The following is a 15234-nucleotide window of genomic DNA, read 5'->3' on the forward strand; positions in this document are numbered from 1 at the left end:
GGCCGGCACCCCCGGCTGCACGGCGATCGGTAGACATCATGATCAATAGAGAATGCGAAGGACGATATGAATTTGATTCAGGCGGCCAATCAGCCCCCGGTCATAACGAACGGCCTTGGGGGCTATCAAATCAGCCCTGCGGATACGAGCTCCGTTCCCGGCAAAAAAACGCTGTCCATGACGGACGGCAAGACACTCGTGCTTGTTCAAAACGGCGTAAGGTTCTACGAGCCGGACGGTAGCCTGAGCGCGGGCCACCTGGCGCGCGATTTCGGCACCAAAACCTCGTTTGCCGACGCCGTGCAGCTGTCGAACGGCCAGATACTCTTGTTCGGCAAAACCTCGGTGGATGCCGACGGTCACGACCTTAATGAGGCCAGCCTGGTTCTCATGCGTTTGAATGCGGATGGCAGTAGCGATACTTCCTTTGGCACGGGCGGCCAGGTGCTCATCGAGGCGGGCAATGAGGGTGCCCGCAGTTTGCTGGTCACGGAGGACGAGCGTTTCATGCTCGTCTGCGATACCGAACACGGTGCTACTGTTATCCGCACCGACAATCATGGCGCGCTCGACACGGCATTCGGCACGAATGGCCGCACTCACATTGCGAACGCCGCAGTGAGTAGCGGCGTGCTGCAGCAGGATGGAAGCATCGTGTTGGCGCTGAGGGAGATCAGCGGTTTTCAGAAATGGCAATTGGCGCGCCTGTCCGCGGACGGCGGCTTGGATACCACTTTTGGTGACCATGGCCGGGTCACCACGGTGTTCCCCTTCGGTGCGGCGACCGCCAATGGCGCGCTCAAAGCGCTGGCCATCACACCGGACGGCAAGATTCTAGCTGCTGGACAAGCCTTGGCGGTGGTGCCCGCCGGCGGGGAGACGGCGATGGCGGTCGCCCGCTATCTTCCGGATGGAACGCTGGATACCAGCTTCGCGCACGACGGCATGGCGACCATTCTGTTCCCGGAGTCGGCCTTCCTGGACGATGCCGGCTACCGCATTCGGGGCAAGGACGCCACCGCGTTCGATATCGAGCTGATGGCGGACGGGCGGATTACGCTCGCGGGCAGTCTGCGCAGCGTGGTGTCGCACCCGGTCGATGGCGTATCGGTGCCTGCGCCTGAACGGACAAGCGAGCAACTCGCACTGGCGCGTTTGCTGGACGACGGTACGCTCGACATGAGCTTCGGGACGCAGGGCCTGACCGTGACCAGCTTGCCGGACCGCGATTTCGCTGCCGTCGGTGACATGCAAATCGGCGCCGACGGCGCGATCAGCGTGACCGGGGCCGCCGGGATTACCATCGGGCCAATCCGCCATACCGGCCATTTTTGGGCACGCTATACGCCGGACGGCCAGCTGGACCGCAGCCTGGCTGCGCCGGCCGGGGAGGGAACCGAGCTGACCGTGTTTGCCGGCGATGCGGGGGTACTGCTCGCGCCGGCGGCCCGCGTCAGCGACGCCGAGTCCGACAGCAAAGGGAACTACGCCGGCAGCGTGCTCCATATCGAGCACCTCGGTGCCAGCACGCTTCCAGGCGAATTCGGCGCGTCTGGCGTGCTGGCCTTCCACGATGGCCATGCCTGGGTCGGCGGGCGCGATATTGGCACTGCGTCGCAGGCCGATGGCGAGCTCCATATTGTGTTCAATGCCAATGCCAGCAGCGCTCGCGTTAACGCCCTGCTGCAGGGCATTACCTATCGCAACGAGGCGTCGCAAGTGGCTGACCTGCTCTGGACATTCTCCGATGGCCAGACCTCCGCTTCGATGCACAGCATCGTGACCGTGACTGAGCGGCCGCATGCGCGCCCTTACTGGGTGGACGCCATGCTGTTGGGCCTTGAGGCCGGCATCGATACGGACCCGGTCAACGGCTCCGATGTGGGGCCTGCCACGGTCTGGCACGTTCGCTTCAGCGACACTGGTCCGGCGGACGGCACGCAGCGTGCGCCGGCCACGCTCCCCTCGACGTTCCAGAATGATGTCAGGGATGCCTTGTCCTATCTCGCTTCAGTGACGGGCGTCCGTTTTGACGAGGCTGCGGGCAGCGATAACCATACCATCAACATCTATCAGGGCGGCAGGCAGGAGCTCTCCGGCGCGGTCTTCCAGGACCGTTCGCACGGGGTCCAGCTTGCGCTCAATCTGGAGGCAGGGGACGCCGCCGGGCCAGGCAATCGGGCAGTGATTTTGCACGAGCTGGCCCATGCCCTCGGCCTGCAGCACCCTGGACAGGATGGGCCGGACGATCCGTCCTTGCCGTCACGCGAAGTGGATGGCGCCAACACGCTGATGGGGCCCAAGGTGCCGTTCCCGATGCCTGGATACCTGCAACCCGGATTCGGTGTGGGGCCGCTTGACCTGGCGGCGCTGCATTATCTTTACGGCCCGAATTCCGCGCAGCGCGCGGGCAACGACACCTACGCGATTTCCGCGAGCGCTGCCAATTTTATCTGGGATGGCGCTGGCATCGACACCGTTAGCGGCGCCGGACTGACGGCCCCGCTGGTGCTGCACCTGACGCCCGGGATGTGGGACTACGTTGGCAGCCGGGGCGGCATGATCACCGCACCCGGGCAGTTAACCATCAATTACGGCACTGTCATCGAAAATGCGGTGGGTGGGGATGGTGACGACCGGATTGTCGGAAACGGGGCGGATAACCGCCTGACGGGCGGGCGCGGCAACGACATGCTGGACGGAGGCGATGGGACCGATGTGGCGGTTTTCAACGGCAGCTTCGCCAGCTATCTGGTTCGTGCCGAAGGCGGCATTGTTACCGTCAAGGGCGCAGAAGGCAGCGACGTGCTTCATAACATGGAATTTCTGCAGTTTGCCGATGCACTCCTTCAGCACGGGCCCGGTGGATTGACGGTTGTCGACTCTACGCCACCGCCACCGCCACCGCCACCGCCACCGCCGCCACCGCCACCGCCGCCACCGCCGCCACCGCCGCCACCGCCGCCACCGCCGCCACCGCCGGCGCCGGCGCCGACAGATCCAGCGAAGTATGTGCCGCGCGAGTTGCCGGTGCCGGCGACGGAACATGAGGTGAGCGGGCAGGGCACGGTGGTAGGCGGAGCCGGCCATGACCTGTTACGCAGTACCGGTACGACAGACGATGTGCTGGTGGGCGGGGCCGGCAACGACGTACTGATGGGAGGCGCCGGACGCGATATCGCCCGATATACAGGCAGCATCGCCGATTTCGTGGTGGAACGCGGGATAAACGGCGTCTCAGTGCGGGACAGTAAAGGCGCGGAAGGGAGCGATCTCGCTGTCGACGTCGAGCGCCTGCAGTTCCGCGACGGTGCTATTGCGCTCGACCTCAATGGCAACGCCGGCCGTGTCGCGGCGCTGTACCAGGCGGCGTTCGAGCGCTCCCCGGATAAGGCGGGGATGGGCTTCTGGCTCGATAAACACGACCATGATGTCGATATCAGGACGATCGCAAGGGAGTTCGTCCGCAGTGGCGAGTTCGCCAGGACCTACGGCAATACCGGTAGCGTGGAAGAGTTTATCGAGACCTTCTACGAAAATGTCCTGCACCGTGCGCCCGACAAGGCAGGCTTCGATTGGTGGGTCGCCCGCGTGAATGAGTTGCACCAGCCACTCGGCGAGGACCTGCAAACCACGCTCCTGGTCGATTTCAGCCTGAGCGATGAGAGCATGGCAGCGATCATTGGCAGTTTCCCGGCCGGGATCGCCTATACCTTGTAATCCTTGCGTACGCCCCGTCCCTGCAGGCCTGAACAGCCAGAGGGGCGGAGCGTGTTTTGCAGGCGTTACTAAATCACGCTATCTGATACTATTTTCCGCTATGGGAAGGAGCGCTGGCCACCGTCATTTGAATTCGCCCAGCCGCATCCACTTGGTGGCCACCCATTTTTCGCCGGCCAGCACCGGCGCGCCACCGTGCAGCGTGAGCTCGTCGAGCTGGCCGGATTCGTTCACGTATTCGAAGTACACCGCCGCGCCTTTCTTCGGCACCACCGACAGGTGGATCTTGGGGAAGATGGTGTCGCCCGCGTCTTCCACATCGTTCAGGTAGACGATGAGGGTGCTGATGCGCTGGCCGCCGCGTTGCAGGGTGGCGTGGAAGCCGGTGTTGGCGGGATCGAAGTAGTCGAAGTGGGGACGGTATTCGGCGCCGACCTGGTAGTGCAGCACGTGCAGCGCTTCGCCGTGCGATACCGGCACGTTCATGACTTCGGCGATGCGGCGTTCCACGCGCTGCACCAGCTCATTGCCTTCAGACTTGAGGAAGGTGCCCTGGCTGGTGCGGTGGTCCTTCACCTGGTTTTCGCCCGTCAGCGGGTCCACCGTGGCCGATGGCTGCAGCTGGCCGCGCGCGAGGGCGATGATGCCGTCGCATTCCTCGTCGCTGAGGAGGTTGTCCAGCACCGCCACCACCGGCTGGCCGATGCGCATGGCCACGCGCACCACGCGGTCGCTGGTATTGATCACATTGCCCTGCTGCTGGAAGCGCGGCGTGCCGTAGCGGTAGGGCTCCTCGCTCGGCGTGGTCTGGATGATGCCGGCAGCCGCTTCGGCAGCGCGCTGCTGGAGGACGGCGCGGCGCTCGGCGGTGGCGCTTTCGGAATAGGCCTGGTCGTAATTGGCCGCGACCATGGCAGTCACGATATCTGCGGTACTGCAGCCTTTCAGGATGCAACCATCTAGCCAGCGTTCCCAATCGGGGGACATGCGAGTATATTTTTCCATGCCCGGAGTATACCTAAGGTTTTTTTGGCGGTGGAGGCGGCGCGATCAGTATGCGCAAGTCCGGGGCAGGGGTTTTGCGCTGGACGACCTGCGTGGGAACCGCGCGCGGCGGCGGCTCGGGTTTCGGTGGTTTGGGAAACATCCGGACATCCTCGTTTGTTGTTTGCCGGCTAATTTGTGGCTAATACACACATTTACAAGTCCTGTTGTGCGCGGCTTGTGATAGCTTCGAACCTATAATGCCCCTCGACAATTCTTACATTTATAAGATACTGCCCGTGGACAATAAGAAAATAGCGCCTGTAGCGCTGGCCATGAGCTTGGCGCTGGCGGCTGGTACAGCCTGCGCGGCGGACATGCCCCCCGGAGACATAGCCGACCTCTCGCTGGAGCAGCTGGAGAACATTGTCATTACCTCGGTGTCGCGCCAGGAAGAGCGGCTGGCGAATGCGGCCGCCAGCATCTTCATCATCAGCGCCAGCGATATCCGGCGCAGCGGCGTGCGCTCGATACCCGAAGCGCTGCGCCTGGCGCCCAACCTGCAGGTGTCGCGGGTGGACGCGCGCAACTATGCCATTACGGCGCGCGGCTTCAACAGCCCCTTCGAAAACAAGCTGCTGGTGATGATCGACGGGCGCAGCATCTATAGCCCGCTGTTCTCCGGCGTGTTCTGGGATGCCCAGGACGTGGTGATGGAGGATATCGAGCGCATCGAGGTGATCAGCGGGCCGGGCGCCACCATCTGGGGCGTGAATGCGGTAAACGGCGTGATCAACGTCATCACGCGTTCGGCCAAGGATACCCAGGATGGCCTGGCAACCGTGAGCGGCGGCAAGAGCGACCGGGACGGTACGGTGCGCTACGGCGGCAAGCTGGGCGGGGCAGGGCACTACCGCGCCTATGCGCGCACGGTGGAAGTGGACGATACCTACACGGCAGGCGGCACCAATACGCAAACCGGGTTCCGCCGCCGCCAGGCCGGCTTCCGTGCCGACTGGGATCTGGCGCAGGGCGGCCTGACCGTGTCCGGCGACGCCTACCAGGGCGCCCTGGGCCAGGCGGGGACGCGCGACATCAGGATCTCCGGCGCCAACCTGCTGAGCCGCTGGACGCGCAAGCTGTCCGACGAATCGGACCTGCGGCTGCAACTGATTCTCGACCACACGGAGCGCAACCAGCCGAATGCCTTCATCGAGAAGCTGGACACGATGGAGCTGGAAGCGCAGCATGGCGCCCGCCTCGGCGACCGCCACAATCTGGCCTGGGGCGCCGGCTACCGTTTCTCGCGCGACCAGATCACCAACGCGCTGTCGGGCTTCCTGCCTGCGCATAAAGACCTGCACTGGGCCAATGTGTTCGCGCAGGACGAGATTACGCTGCGCGACGACCTGCGCCTGACCCTCGGCATGAAGGTCGAACACAATACCTATACCGGCGCGGAATACCTGCCGGGCGTGCGCCTCGGCTGGTCGCTGGATCCCACCCAGCTGCTGTGGGCCAATGTGGCGCGCACGGTGCGCGCGCCATCGCGTATCGACCGCGATTTCTACGTGCCGGTTGTTCCGGTGATGGTCGGCGGCGTGCCGCGCTACGTCGTGGGCGGCGGCCCCGAATTCCAGTCCGAGGTGGCCAATGTGGCGGAGCTGGGCTACCGCATCCAGCCTTCGCCCCAGCTTTCGTTCTCGGCCACGGCTTACTACGCCCAGTATGACCGCCTGCGCACCCTGGAGCCGAATACGGCGAACCTGCCGAATACCGGCCTGCAGGAATTCCGCAATATGGGCGATGGCCATGTGCGCGGCATCGAAATGTGGGGCCGCTGGCAACCGGTGGACACCTGGCGCCTGAACGCGGGCTTCGTGGTGCAGAGCGTGCGCTCCGGACTCAAGCCCGGCAGCAAGGACGCATCGGGCAGCAGCGGGCTGGCGACCAATGACCCGCCCCGGCACTGGTTGCTGCGCTCCTCGCATGACCTGAGCGAGCAGACCCAGTTCGACTGGACCTTGCGTTATACGGGCGCGCTGCCCAATCCGCATGTACCCGCATATTACGAGCTCGATATGCAGTGGATGTGGAAGCCCACACAGCATATCGACGTAGCGCTGATCGGCCAGAACCTGCTGCATGCCTCGCATCCTGAATTTGGCGGAGCGGCCGGGCGCAGCTTGTATGAACGCAGCGCGCAGCTGAAACTCACGTGGCGGTTCTGATCCGATGACGACTGCTACGCTTTCCCACAACAAGGTGGCGGCGCCCGCCTTGCCCGGCTGGCTGGTGCTGCTGCTGGCCGCGCTGCTGGCCGGTTTCGGCCTCTCCTGCCTGGCCGGCGGCGCGCAGTCCGCGTTGCCGGGCGTGCCCACGCTGGAACGCAGCGTGAAGGCGGCCTATCTCTCGAAATTCCTCGGCTATGTGGATTTTGCCGAACCGGCGCCGAATGCGCCGCTGCATGTGGGCGTGCTGGCGGCGGACGATATCGCCGCCGAGCTCACCCGCATCACGGCCGGACGACCGGTCAATGGACGGCCGGTGCTGGTGCGCCGCCTGCGCGACGGCGATGCGCTTGATGGGCTGGAGATGGTGTTCATCGGCGCCGACGCCACGCGCCCGGTGCAGGCCCTGCGCAATGCCGCCGAGAAGTCGGTGCTGAGCGTGACCGAAATGGACAATGGCCTGCAGCAGGGCGCCGTGATCAATTTCAGGCTGGTCGATAACCGCGTGCGCTTCGAAGTGTCGCTGCCGGCTGCCGAGAAAAGCGGCTTGCGCCTGAGCTCACGCCTGCTGTCCGTGGCCTACCATATTCAGAAGGACAAGCCTTAGTGTTCCCCTTGTTGAGGGCGGGCTCGGTGCGCGTCCGGTTGATCGTGATGGCGCTGGCAACCACATTCGTCGCATTGGTGACGATGTCGGCGGCCATGCTGGTCTACGACCTGAGCACCTTCCAGCAGAACTGGATCGACGATCTCACCACGCAGGCCGAGATTGTCGCCACCGTTTCCGCCCCCGCCATCAGCTTCAACGACCCGGTGGCCGCGCGCCAGAACCTGGCGCTGCTGCGCGTGCGCCCGCAGATCCGGGCGGGCGCCATCTACAGCGCGAACGGCGCAATGTTCGCGGCCTATGCCCAGTCCTCGCTGGAAACCCCGGTCTTCCCCGACCGTCCCGGCGCGCTGGGCCACGACATCAAGGGCGGCCGCATGGTGGTCTACCACGCCATTATGGAGAACGGCGAGCGGGTGGGCACGGTCTACCTGAGCGCGCGCTACCGGCTGCTGGACCGCGTGAACAGCTACATCCTGATTCTGTTCGGTGTGATGGTGGGCAGCCTGCTGATGGCGGCGCTGACGGCAACGCGGCTGCAGGAGGCCATTACGCGGCCGCTGGCTGCTGTTACCGGCGTGGCGCGCGAGGTGATGCAGCGGCGCGACTTCTCGCTGCGCGTGCCGGGCCGGAGCAGCGGCGAGATCGGCACCCTGGTGGATGCCTTCAATGACATGCTGGCCGAGATCGGCCGCCGCGCCAATGCCCTGCAGGAGGCCAACCGCACGCTGGAACACGAGATGACGGTGCGCCAGTGCGCCGAGCGCGCCTTGCTGCTGGCGGACCGCCGCAAGGACGAATTCCTCGCCACGCTGGCCCACGAGCTGCGCAATCCGCTGGCGCCGATCCGCACCGGCCTTGATGTGATGCGCCTGAACCCGGACGACAAAGCGGCCGGTGAACGCGCGCGCGTCATCATGGAGCGGCAGCTGAAGCAGATGGTGCGGCTGGTGGACGACCTGATGGACGTTTCGCGCATTAATACCGGCAAGCTCACCATCCGCCATGAGCAGGTCGAGCTGCATGCCTTCATCGGCGATGCGCTGGAAGTGGCGCGCGCCTACATCGAAGCGCAGGCGCACACGCTGGAGGTATCGCTGCCGGAAGAGAAGGTATATGTGCTGGGCGACTCCACCAGGCTGGCGCAGATCGTGTCCAACCTGCTGAATAACGCGGCGAAGTACACCGGCCGTGGCGGCAGGATCACGCTGTCCGCTTCGGTGGCCGATGGCCAGCTCTCGCTCAGCGTGCGCGATAACGGCATCGGCATCGAGCCCGCGATGCTGGGCGATATCTTTGAGATGTTCATCCAGGCCGACTCCTCGCTGGAGCGCACCACGGCCGGCCTGGGTGTGGGCCTGTCGCTGGCGCGCAGGCTGGTGGAGCTGCATGGCGGCTCCATCGTGGCGCACAGCGAGGGCAAGGGCCGGGGCAGCGAGTTCGTGCTGACGCTGCCCGTCATGGCGTCCGCCGCGGGTGTTGCGGCGCGCAGCGAACCCAGTCCGCTGGCGGCAGGGCCTTACCGCATTCTGCTGGCCGATGACAATATCGATTTCGTCAACGCCATCGGGGCCTTGCTGCGCACCATGGGGCATACCGTGCAGATCAGCCACGATGGCGCGCAGGCGCTGGCGGCGGCCGAAGCCTTTACGCCCGATTTTGCCTTCCTCGATATCGGCCTGCCGCACCTCAACGGCTACGACCTGGCGCGCGCGCTGCGCCGCATGCCCTTGCTAGACAAGACGGTGCTGGTGGCCGTCACCGGGTGGGGGCAGCAGAAAGACCGTCAGATGGCTTTCGATGCGGGCTTCCAGGGCCATCTGGTCAAGCCGGTCAGCATCGAGCAGATTCTCGCCATTCTCGCCGGCGAACAGCAGGGCATGAAGCCCGCGCAGGGCAAAGGCAGCGCGCGTCAGCTGCCGCCGTAACGTTCCGTACGGATTGCCTGCGCCGGCGTTCCCGCCGCCAGCAGCAGCTGCGCCGCCGTTTCCACGAAGCCGTTTGCGCCGCACAGGTAGCATTGCGGCGCGGCGTGCGGCCAGCGCTGCAGCAATTCCTGCAGCATGGCGGCGTCAAGCCGGCGCGTGTAGTCCTGCGGACGGGGTGACGCGCTGCGTGTGGCGGTGACGGCCAGCGTGAACCGCGGCTCGCTCTCCGCAAGCTCCAGCAGCTCATCGCGCCATGCCAGCTCGTGCCAGTGGCGGGCCGAATAGAACAGCATCAGCGGCGTGCGCGTTCCCGCATCGCGCCAGGCGCGGATGATGGACATCAGCGGCACCACGCCGGAGCCGCCGCCCATCAGCAATAGCGGCGCCGTGCCGTCCGGCGACCAGACGAAGTGGCCGCCTTGCGGACCGCGCACCTCGATCGTATCGCCGGGCAGGGCGACTTCATGGAACCACGGCGATACCTCGCCATCCTCCAGCACTTCGACCGCCAGTTCGAAATGTTCCGCGCCCGGCGCAGAAGCGATGGAATAGCTGCGCTGCGCCGAGTAGCCGTCCGGCGCGGTCAGCTTGATATCGAGATACTGGCCCGCGGTGTGCCGTGCCAGCGGCGCCTGCAGGAAATAGCTGCGCATGCGCGGCGTCTGCTGCGCGATGCGGACAATGGCGGCGCTTTGCCAGGCGCTCATTCGTCGCCGTCGTAGCGCTGTTCGCGCCAGGGATCGCCATACATGTGATAGCCGCGCAGCTCCCAGAAGCCGGCGGTATCGCGCTCCGTGAACTTCAGGCCCTTGATCCATTTGGCGCTTTTCCAGAAATACAGGTGGGGCACCAGCAGGCGCGCCGGCCCGCCATGTTCGGCCTCCAGCGGCGCACCGTTGTAGCGGGTCGCAATCATGGCCTTGCCGTTCGCCAGGTCGGCAAAGGGTACATTCGTATCGTATTCATCGTAGGACTGGGCCAGCACGAAGCCGGTTGGCGCGGCGATGCCGGCGGCGGCCAGCAGGTCGTCGATGGCCACGCCTTCCCATTCGGTATCGAACTTGCTCCAGGTGGTGACGCAGTGAATATCGCCACGCCAGGTGGTGCGCGGCAGCGCCTCGAATTCCTGCCAGCTCCAGCTGGCCAGCGGCTTCGCGCCGTGGCGCAAGGTAAAGCGCCAGTTCGCCAGGTCGATGGCGGGCGCCGGACCGAGTGACAGCACGGGAAAATCCTCTGTCTCATGCTGGCCGGGCGGCAGGCGGTGCGCGGTATCGGCGGCCGGGCGGCGGCCGGTAAATCCTCTGGTGCTCATGCGGGCTCCTGTCATGGAAGGCCCCAGTGTAATCCGCGCGCGCCTCTTTTGCAGAAGTCGTTATGATGGGTTTGATAACATTGTTCAGGAGCTAATGATGAGTGTTAACACCGAACAGCCAGTGCCGGCAAGCGCGCATTCCACGCCGGATCCGGAAACGCCGCCGCCTGTGCCCGAGAAGGAGCCGCCGCCGGATATCCAGCCGGTGCCGGAGGCGCCTCCGGTGGAAGAACCGCGCGCCCCGCAGCCGCCGATCAAGGCTTAGGCGGTTCGGGCGGCTGGACTGGCGGCGGCTTGATGGTGCGCACCAGTTCTTCGGTTTCCTTCTCGCCCGGCGTTTTTTCGCCGCTGCCGATATCCGGCTCGTTCATCAGGTGGCCGCCGTCGGTGGCCCGGTCTGGTTTGTCCTGCTGCATGGTGTCCTCCATAAGACGTAGAGCGACCGATGCTAGCAGCGCGCAAAGGAAGACGGCGCGGCTTTGGTGCGAAGAAATTGTTGCCACAGGGATACAAAGTGTCGTTTTTGTGCGGTGTGTCACAAGTGCGTCATCAAGCTGTTTTTATAATTGATTCATCCATAAGCCATTTTTCAGGGAGCCATCATGGGTAACTCGCTGCACAACAAGATCTACCTGGGCCGCCGCACCGATGCGGCATTGCGCGCAATCATCTGCGCCGGCGCGGTCGCCGGACTGGGCCTACTGCTGCTGACCTTGCGCGTCATTAAGTAAGCTTGCCGCGGCCGGGCCGGGCGCGTACCATGATGGCCGCACAGGCGCATCATGGATAAGGCAATGAAAAACGAGAAATTGAGTACGGACGAATATAACGCCCTGGCCGAGGTGGCCCAGGGCATCAAGGGCAAGCCCAGCGCCTGCGTGGGCCGCAACAGCAAGCGCCTGTCGGGCATCAAATTCATCAGCTTCGCCCGCGACGGGCGGATTTCGGTGACGGAGAAGGGCAAGGAAGCCCTGTTCCTGCGCCGCTGCGTACTGGCGCTGCGTACCCTGGCCGATACGCCGGGCGCCGCCATCGATGCCGATGTGGCGGCCTTGCTGGGCAAGAAATCGCATATCGCCGCCACCGAGGGCGGCTTCGCCATCACCCCCAAGGGCCTCGAATCGCTGGCCGATATCGAAGCCCAGGGGACTTGATTACTGCGCCGGGCGGAAACCGTCGGCGCTGATTTCCAGCTCGGTCACTTCACCGTATTTCGCCGCAATCTTGCGGATATCGGCCGCCTTGCCGATCAGGACCATCTGCAGGTTCTTGCGCGGGAAATGCTTGTCCACCAGCTGGCGCACGCGTTCCGGCGTCAGGCTGTCGACGTCCTTCATGAAGTTGTCGATCTGCTCGCGGCCGAAGCCCAGCGCATACATTTCGCCCAGCAGGCCGGCCAGCTGCTCGCTGGTTTCGAAGCGCGGCGGGTACTGGCCCTTCACATAAGCCTTGGCGGAATCCAGCGTGGCCTTGTCGATGCCCTTGTCCCACAGGCGGTTGTAGGTCTTCAGCGCCAGGTCCAGCGCCGCTTCCGTTTTCGGCAGGGCGGTAAAGCTGGAGATGGCGAAAGTGCCCGCCTGCGCATTCGGCGAGAAGGCGCTGTTGGCGCCATAGGTCAGGCCGGAATTCACGCGCAGTTCATCGTTCAGCCAGGAAGTGAAGCGGCCGCCCAGCACCGTATTCAGCACCTGCAGCGGCACGTAGTCCGCGTCGTTGCGGGCGATGCCGGGACCGCCGATCAGGAAGGTGGTCTCGATCGCATCCGGCTTGTTCACCAGCCACACGCGCGGTTTGCTTGCGTCCACCTTGCCGTAGCCGGCGCTCTGCGGCGCCGGGCCTTCGGCTTTCCAGCCGCCGAACAGCGCTGAAATCTGCTGGCGCATCTCGTCCGTCTTGAAGTCGCCGACCACCACGATGGCTGCATTGTCCGGGCGGAAGTAACGTTGGTGGAAGCCTTTGACATCGCTTTGCTTCAGCGCCTCCATGCTGCTCACGGTGCCGCCGGCCGGATTGCCGTAGGCGCCGCTGCCGAACAGCATGCTGCGGTAGTAGGTGCCCGCCACCTGGCGCGGGCTTTCCTTGGCCTGTTTCAGGCCGCTCACCTTGCGGGCGCGCAGCTTGTCCAGTTCCGCCGCATCGAAGCCCGGCTGCTGCACGATCTCGGCGAACAGCGGCAGCAGGGCGCCGGTATCGGCTTTCGCGAAGTTGGCCTGCACGGTGCTGATTTCGGTGCTGCTGCCGCCCGCCAGCACGGCGCCACGGAAGTCGAAGGCCTGGTCGATATAGGCCTTGTTGTGCTTTTCGCTGCCCAGCAGGATGGCGTCGCCCGTCAGGTTGGCCAGGCCTGCCTGTGCCCCGTCGTTGACCGCGCCCGCCTTCACCACTGCGCGCACGGCGATCAGCGGTACTTCATGGCGTTCCATCAGGATCACCGTGAGGCCGTTCGGCAGGCGCGTGCTTTCGTAGGCGGGCAGGCGGAATTCCGCTGCACCGGCCGCGCCTGCGGCCAGCAGGCCAACGGCGAGGATGCTGCTAAAGAGATGCTTCATCGTGTCATTCCTCCTTCGCAGCCAGCACGCCGACGGTGCGCTGCGATTTCTTCAGGTACTTGGCGGCCACGGCCTGGATATCGGCCGGCTTCAGGTTCTGGTAGGCGGCGGGAGCATCGAACAGCTTCTGGTAGCCGCCGAAGAAGACCTCGTAGTTGCCGAGCTGCTGGGCCTTGCCGTTGATGGTCTCCTGCAGGCGGTAGAGGTTCACCAGCTTGCGGTTCTTCACCTTCTGCAGTTCCTCTTCGCTCACGCCATCCTTCACCAGCCTGTCGATTTCGGCCAGCAGGGCTTTTTCAACCTTGCCTGCATCCACGCCGTTGGCGGCAACCGCGAATACATAGAGCAGGCCGGGATCGAAGCCGTCGGTGGCATCGGCGCCGACCGAGGTGGCCAGCTGCTGTTCCACCAGCGCCTTGTACAGGCGCGAGGTCTTGCCTTCGGTGAGCAGGGTTTGCAGCACGTCCAGCGCGTAGTGGTCGGCGTGGTTCGCTTCCGGCACCTTCCAGGCCACCATCAGGTTGGCCGAGGTGGCGGAGGGCTTGGCGACGAACAGGCGGCGTTCGCCCTTCTGTTCCGGCTCCACGGTGCGCACGGCGGGCGGCAGCGCGCGCTTCGGAATCGCGCCGAAGTATTTCGTGGCCATGGCCTTTACCTTGTCGGCCTTCACATCGCCGACGATCACGGCCACGGCGTTGTTCGGCGCGTAGTAGGTGCGGAAGTAGTTGTTCAGGTCCTGCAGGGTCCAGGCCTTGATGTCGGATTCCACGCCGATCACCGGCCAGGAATACGGGTGCGCCGTATAGGCCACGCTGTTCAGGTCTTCCATCAGCATGCGCACATTGGAGTTCTCCAGGCCCGTGCTGCGCTCGGACAGCACCACGCCGCGCTCGCTCTCCACCATCTTCGGATCGATGGAGAGGTGGGCGATGCGGTCGCTTTCCAGCTTGAAGATGGTCTCCAGCGAAGAGGCAGGGAACCAGTCCTGGTACACGGTCACGTCGCTGTTGGTGTAGGCGTTGTTGGCGCCGCCGTTCGCTTCCATGGTGCGGTCGAACATCTTGGGGCCGTAGTTCTTGGAGCCGTTGAACATCATGTGCTCGAAGAAGTGCGACAGGCCGGTGGTGCCGGGCGATTCGTTGCGCGAGCCCACCTTCCAGAAGGTGTACATGTTCGCGTTCGGGATATTGCTGCTTTCGAGGACGATGAACTTCATCCCGTTCGGCAGCGTGAACGTCTTAACCTGGTCCGCAGTCAGCGCGGCTTGTGCGGTCGCTGCGGCGCAAAATGCGGCGGCAGCGGCCAGGACTTTCCACTTCATGGTTGTTCCTTTCGGGTGAAAGAGCAGTCGCCAAGCATAAGGTATTTGCAAGTAAAATGCATCATCTGCAACCACACTTCTGCAAGCTATGGATAGCGCAATGCACTGGTCGGCCCACGAGCTGACGATGACCGTCCTGATGACGCCCGACATGGCCAATTTTTCGGGCAATGTCCACGGCGGCACCATCCTGAAATTCCTCGACAGCGTGGCCTATGCCTGCGCCAGCCGCTATTCGGGCAGCTATGTGGTGACGCTGTCGGTGGACCAGGTGATGTTCCTGCAGCCTATCCACGTGGGCGAGCTGGTGACTTTCCTCGCTTCCGTGAACTACACCGGCAAGACCTCGATGGAGGTGGGCATCCGCGTGGTCACGGAGAATATCCAGCAGCGCCTGGTGCGGCATGCGAACAGCTGCTACTTCACGATGGTGGCGGTGGATGACAAGCGCAAGCCGGTGGCCGTGCCGCCGCTGGTGCCGCAGACGCCGGAACAGATCGCCCGCTTCGAGCAGGCCAAGCTGCGCAAGGAAGCGCGCCTGCAGCTGGGCGCGAAGAAAAAGCAGGCGGCGTAGTCAGGCCC

Annotated in this window: 14 protein-coding genes; 8 read left to right on the plus strand and 6 right to left on the minus strand. The window is 64.5% G+C overall.

The genetic code is table 11. From position 1 onward, the window contains the following. Nucleotides 1-66 precede the first annotated feature (66 nt). Nucleotides 67-3720: a DUF4214 domain-containing protein gene (locus ACJRPG_RS05740; protein ID WP_407999080.1), complete on the plus strand. Its 3654-nt coding sequence runs from the start codon at nucleotides 67-69 to the stop codon at nucleotides 3718-3720. A 123-nt stretch (nucleotides 3721-3843) separates the two neighbouring features. Here ACJRPG_RS05740 and ACJRPG_RS05745 read toward each other — a convergent pair whose 3' ends face one another. Next, entirely contained in the window at nucleotides 3844-4632 is a 789-nt protein-coding gene (locus tag ACJRPG_RS05745; RefSeq protein WP_407999384.1) for a 2OG-Fe(II) oxygenase, read from the minus strand. Nucleotides 4633-5003: 371 nt separating this feature from the next. Between ACJRPG_RS05745 and ACJRPG_RS05750 the strand changes: the two genes are divergently transcribed. Genes ACJRPG_RS05750 through ACJRPG_RS05760 form a run of 3 tightly spaced genes read left to right on the plus strand, consistent with a single transcriptional unit; the run spans nucleotide 5004 to nucleotide 9470 of the window. After that, the gene (locus tag ACJRPG_RS05750) at nucleotides 5004-6935 is read left to right on the plus strand and encodes a TOL_0244 family TonB-dependent receptor (protein ID WP_407999081.1); all 1932 of its coding nucleotides are present in this window, start codon (nucleotides 5004-5006) and stop codon (nucleotides 6933-6935) included. A 4-nt stretch (nucleotides 6936-6939) separates the two neighbouring features. Next, on the plus strand, nucleotides 6940-7542 hold the full coding sequence (locus tag ACJRPG_RS05755; protein ID WP_407999082.1) for a TOL_0243 family YfiR-like periplasmic protein: 603 nt from the start codon (nucleotides 6940-6942) through the stop codon (nucleotides 7540-7542). A 26-nt stretch (nucleotides 7543-7568) separates the two neighbouring features. Beyond that, entirely contained in the window at nucleotides 7569-9470 is a 1902-nt protein-coding gene (locus ACJRPG_RS05760) for a sensor histidine kinase, YfiR-like protein-associated (protein ID WP_407999083.1), read from the plus strand. Here the strand turns inward: ACJRPG_RS05760 and ACJRPG_RS05765 are convergent. Together ACJRPG_RS05765 and ACJRPG_RS05770 are read right to left on the minus strand one after the other, a co-directional pair. Continuing rightward, nucleotides 9455-10177, minus strand: a complete 723-nt coding sequence (locus ACJRPG_RS05765; protein WP_407999084.1) for a ferredoxin reductase — start codon at nucleotides 10175-10177, stop codon at nucleotides 9455-9457. The two genes, ACJRPG_RS05760 and ACJRPG_RS05765, sit on opposite strands and share 16 nt — an antisense overlap. Further along, nucleotides 10174-10782 (minus strand): sulfite oxidase-like oxidoreductase, encoded by a 609-nt coding sequence (locus ACJRPG_RS05770; RefSeq protein ID WP_407999085.1) that lies wholly within the window; start codon nucleotides 10780-10782, stop codon nucleotides 10174-10176. Before ACJRPG_RS05770 ends, ACJRPG_RS05765 begins: the two co-directional genes overlap by 4 nt. 94 nt (nucleotides 10783-10876) lie before the next feature. Here ACJRPG_RS05770 and ACJRPG_RS05775 point away from each other — a divergent pair, with 94 nt between their 5' ends. Beyond that, on the plus strand, nucleotides 10877-11047 hold the full coding sequence (locus ACJRPG_RS05775; protein ID WP_407999086.1) for a hypothetical protein: 171 nt from the start codon (nucleotides 10877-10879) through the stop codon (nucleotides 11045-11047). Here the strand turns inward: ACJRPG_RS05775 and ACJRPG_RS05780 are convergent. Further along, nucleotides 11037-11198: a hypothetical protein gene (locus ACJRPG_RS05780; RefSeq protein WP_407999087.1), complete on the minus strand. Its 162-nt coding sequence runs from the start codon at nucleotides 11196-11198 to the stop codon at nucleotides 11037-11039. The two genes, ACJRPG_RS05775 and ACJRPG_RS05780, sit on opposite strands and share 11 nt — an antisense overlap. Nucleotides 11199-11384: 186 nt before the next feature. Here ACJRPG_RS05780 and ACJRPG_RS05785 point away from each other — a divergent pair, with 186 nt between their 5' ends. Then, on the plus strand, nucleotides 11385-11513 hold the full coding sequence (locus ACJRPG_RS05785; RefSeq protein ID WP_407999088.1) for a hypothetical protein: 129 nt from the start codon (nucleotides 11385-11387) through the stop codon (nucleotides 11511-11513). A gap of 63 nt (nucleotides 11514-11576) precedes the next feature. Next, a complete protein-coding gene (locus ACJRPG_RS05790) occupies nucleotides 11577-11936 on the plus strand; it encodes a hypothetical protein (RefSeq protein WP_407999089.1) in 360 nt (119 codons plus the stop codon). Here ACJRPG_RS05790 and ACJRPG_RS05795 read toward each other — a convergent pair whose 3' ends face one another. After that, nucleotides 11937-13331: a M16 family metallopeptidase gene (locus tag ACJRPG_RS05795; RefSeq protein ID WP_407999090.1), complete on the minus strand. Its 1395-nt coding sequence runs from the start codon at nucleotides 13329-13331 to the stop codon at nucleotides 11937-11939. Between the two features lie 4 nt (nucleotides 13332-13335). Then, a complete protein-coding gene (locus ACJRPG_RS05800) occupies nucleotides 13336-14652 on the minus strand; it encodes a M16 family metallopeptidase (protein WP_407999091.1) in 1317 nt (438 codons plus the stop codon). Nucleotides 14653-14752: 100 nt separating this feature from the next. Here ACJRPG_RS05800 and ACJRPG_RS05805 point away from each other — a divergent pair, with 100 nt between their 5' ends. Further along, nucleotides 14753-15226 (plus strand): acyl-CoA thioesterase, encoded by a 474-nt coding sequence (locus ACJRPG_RS05805; protein ID WP_407999092.1) that lies wholly within the window; start codon nucleotides 14753-14755, stop codon nucleotides 15224-15226. The last annotated feature ends 8 nt before the right edge of the window (nucleotides 15227-15234 follow it).

This window comes from Pseudoduganella rhizocola, from assembly GCF_045984285.3.
Classification (GTDB): Bacteria; Pseudomonadota; Gammaproteobacteria; order Burkholderiales; family Burkholderiaceae_D; genus Rugamonas.

Coding starts and splice junctions, on each gene's coding strand:
- ACJRPG_RS05740 (WP_407999080.1), top strand. CDS start 67: ATGAATTTGATTCAGGCGGCCAATCAGCCCCCGGTCATAACGAACGGC.
- ACJRPG_RS05745 (WP_407999384.1), bottom strand. CDS start 4,632: ATGGTCGCGGCCAATTACGACCAGGCCTATTCCGAAAGCGCCACCGCC.
- ACJRPG_RS05755 (WP_407999082.1), top strand. CDS start 6,940: ATGACGACTGCTACGCTTTCCCACAACAAGGTGGCGGCGCCCGCCTTG.
- ACJRPG_RS05765 (WP_407999084.1), bottom strand. CDS start 10,177: ATGAGCGCCTGGCAAAGCGCCGCCATTGTCCGCATCGCGCAGCAGACG.
- ACJRPG_RS05770 (WP_407999085.1), bottom strand. CDS start 10,782: ATGAGCACCAGAGGATTTACCGGCCGCCGCCCGGCCGCCGATACCGCG.
- ACJRPG_RS05775 (WP_407999086.1), top strand. CDS start 10,877: ATGATGAGTGTTAACACCGAACAGCCAGTGCCGGCAAGCGCGCATTCC.
- ACJRPG_RS05780 (WP_407999087.1), bottom strand. CDS start 11,198: ATGCAGCAGGACAAACCAGACCGGGCCACCGACGGCGGCCACCTGATG.
- ACJRPG_RS05785 (WP_407999088.1), top strand. CDS start 11,385: ATGGGTAACTCGCTGCACAACAAGATCTACCTGGGCCGCCGCACCGAT.
- ACJRPG_RS05790 (WP_407999089.1), top strand. CDS start 11,577: ATGAAAAACGAGAAATTGAGTACGGACGAATATAACGCCCTGGCCGAG.
- ACJRPG_RS05795 (WP_407999090.1), bottom strand. CDS start 13,331: ATGAAGCATCTCTTTAGCAGCATCCTCGCCGTTGGCCTGCTGGCCGCA.
- ACJRPG_RS05800 (WP_407999091.1), bottom strand. CDS start 14,652: ATGAAGTGGAAAGTCCTGGCCGCTGCCGCCGCATTTTGCGCCGCAGCG.
- ACJRPG_RS05805 (WP_407999092.1), top strand. CDS start 14,753: ATGCACTGGTCGGCCCACGAGCTGACGATGACCGTCCTGATGACGCCC.